This is a genomic window from Flavobacterium sp. 40-81, assembly GCF_001898245.1.
Classification (GTDB): Bacteria; Bacteroidota; Bacteroidia; order Flavobacteriales; family Flavobacteriaceae; genus Flavobacterium; species Flavobacterium inviolabile.
Map to the genome: position 1 here is coordinate 1 of NZ_MKTM01000014.1, position 2,530 is coordinate 2,530.

Genomic DNA, 2,530 nt, shown 5'->3' on the forward strand with positions numbered 1-2,530 from the left:
TTGGCAACCTTATAATCATGTGAAGTTGAAAAGGTAGGGTCTGCCTCGAAGAAAAATGTATCAAGATTAAGTTTTACATCGGCATTACCTCGTAAGAATAACTTACGGTCTAAAAAAGTATTGTTGGTTCGGTAATACTTGTAAAATTCGAGATTGTTCTCAAAAAAACGTTGCAGTTTATGAAGTTCCGCATTCAGATATTTTCTGATTACCTTTCTACCTCCATTAGGCCTTTTTGTCTCAGTCTTAAAAACAGAATTAAAAAATATAAGCCTTGAAACAACCTTGGGTTTTACGTTTTTAAAAAAGTGGATTTCATCTTCTTCAGATTTGAATCCATTTTCCTGAACATATTTCCGTAGGGTGGCTAAGTGACGTAAAATAGTATTGATTGTATCTTCTACCTGATGCACAGGGTACTTCGCTTCCAGTATAATGGAATTTATCTCATCTTCCACATCTTGAACTATATTCAGAATCTTTTTCATAAGGATTACATGATTTGGTGATTATAACAGAAATCGTCTACTCAATTCTTGAGCAGACGATACAACCAATAACCTTGTGTTATTTCACTCCATTTTTAAATGCCGTATAATTCTGTTCATTTTCAAAATAGGCTACCTCACCGCCGTCAGCAATCAGAACGATATAAGCTGTCGCTTTGTCTACTTTCTTCATCGTTTGAGGGTCTAGGGCATAGCGGACACTCTCATCCTGTGGAATACGCTTCTTGCACATTTCACAACATCCATAATAGGTTTTCCCATCAAAAGGAACTTCCAATTGTTGCTTGCCCATGTAGGCATCATTTACCATACAGACAAGGTTGCTTGGTACATGGTCGCCTTTTTTAGGTTCGTTACTTTTTACGTTGCTTGCAGGTGTAGCTGTAGTAACTTCATTAGTTGAAGTTCCTTCATTACTTTTGTTCTGGCTACATCCGATGAGAAGTACCGTGGCAAATGCCGCGATACTTAAGAATTTGAACTGTACTTTCATTTTGTTTATTTTTTATTAGGATTATTTGGTTTGTTCGGAACTTCAGTAGCTTCCTGAATTTCTTCCGATCCCATTTTTAATATTTTGTCTCCCTGATTAAGTTCTCCAAAAACTTCTACCTGTTCCGGCATTACACGTCCCTTGCTCACCGGAACATTTTTGGTCTTTCCATTCTCTACACGTATCACATACACGCCCATTCCGCTTTCAACAACTGCGGTTTTGGGAACAAAAAATGTAGGTTCCGTATTTTGTAAAGGAATGGTCGTCTCAGCAACCATATACGGTTTCAGGATATTATTCTTATTGATAAAATCGGCTTCGATCTTTTCAGAACGGAGTTTCAAGTCAAGGCTTCCCGATTTTCTGCTGACCAGAGCAATATGCTTTTGCTGGGGCTGTGATCTCACGTGGAAACGGATCGTGTCACCTAATTTAAGGTAAGGCGTATTGGCTTCCGGAACGGAAAGATTTAGACGTAGTTTCTGATTGTTCTCCACCACCAACAAAGGCTCTTTGTTCATTGGTCCCACATAGGCACCCAGATCCACGTTTCTATCCGTGATTGTTCCGCTGAACGGAGCTTTGATCACCAGGTAATTATTGATATCCTTGATCTCATTATAGGCAGACCTTGCGGCATTCAACTGAGCCTCATCGGAAAGTTTACGGGCCTTGATCTGGTCAAGCGCATCTTTTGCAATAGCTCCCTGTGTTTCGTTGGCTTTCATTGTCCTGTCGTAAGTAGCTTTGGTCGAGAAATAGATGGCTTCCTGAGCTTCCAATTTCGCCTTAGCACTTGCTACCTGCGACTGGATTTCAGGTGCTTCCAATACTGCCAGAATCTGACCTGCCGATACTTTATCACCGATATCTACACGGATACTTTTTACATAACTGTTAACTTTTGCAAACAGGGCTGTCTGTTGGTCAGGCTTTAGCTCACCAGCTAATTTCAGCATTACCTTCGGGTTGGACTTAGATATTTCGACAGTTTCCCAAGGGTTCATCATCATTCCCATTCCCATCCCCATACCAGGCATGCCGCCTTTTTTAGGTTCTTCCTTTGCTGCTTCTTTTGTTTCATTATTGCAGGCGGTCAGCAGCATTATAAATGAAGCTGCCAATATTGTTATATATTTCATTTCTTTATTTTTTTAGGTTTACAAAGTGAATACTTTCCTCATCTTCTGGATGCAGCGAATTGGATACAATGGATGCTTTTTTCTGAACCCAACCGAATACAAGCGGGAGAACGATCAATACCGAGAAAGTAGAGAAAATCAACCCACCGATTACGGCACGTCCCAATGGAGATACCTGATCACCGCCCTCTCCAAATCCGATAGCCATCGGTAACATACCGGCAACCATGGCCAACGTGGTCATGACAATAGGACGGATACGTAATTTGGCAGCTTCTATTGCTGCTCCAAGTGCATCATTTGAAGATTTACGAATGGTTTCGGCATTTGAAATCAATAACACCGCATTTGCAATAGACACCCCGACGGACATGATCATTCCC

Annotated in this window: 4 protein-coding genes; all 4 read right to left on the reverse strand. The window is 40.7% G+C overall.

Annotated features, from left to right (window positions below):
• Positions 1 to 488: RteC domain-containing protein (locus tag BGO42_RS05250; RefSeq protein WP_286748826.1), on the reverse strand; the 488-nt coding region annotated here is incomplete at its 3' end.
• Positions 489 to 567: 79 nt separating this feature from the next.
• Positions 568 to 1,002 carry a hypothetical protein gene (locus tag BGO42_RS05255; RefSeq protein ID WP_286748828.1) on the reverse strand — a complete coding sequence of 145 codons (435 nt, stop codon included), beginning with the start codon at positions 1,000 to 1,002 and terminating at the stop codon, positions 568 to 570.
• Between the two features lie 5 nt (positions 1,003 to 1,007).
• On the reverse strand, positions 1,008 to 2,147 hold the full coding sequence (locus BGO42_RS05260; protein WP_148907515.1) for an efflux RND transporter periplasmic adaptor subunit: 1,140 nt from the start codon (positions 2,145 to 2,147) through the stop codon (positions 1,008 to 1,010).
• A 4-nt stretch (positions 2,148 to 2,151) separates the two neighbouring features.
• Positions 2,152 to 2,530 (reverse strand): efflux RND transporter permease subunit (locus tag BGO42_RS05265; RefSeq protein ID WP_286748832.1); only part of this gene is annotated, 379 nt, incomplete at its 5' end.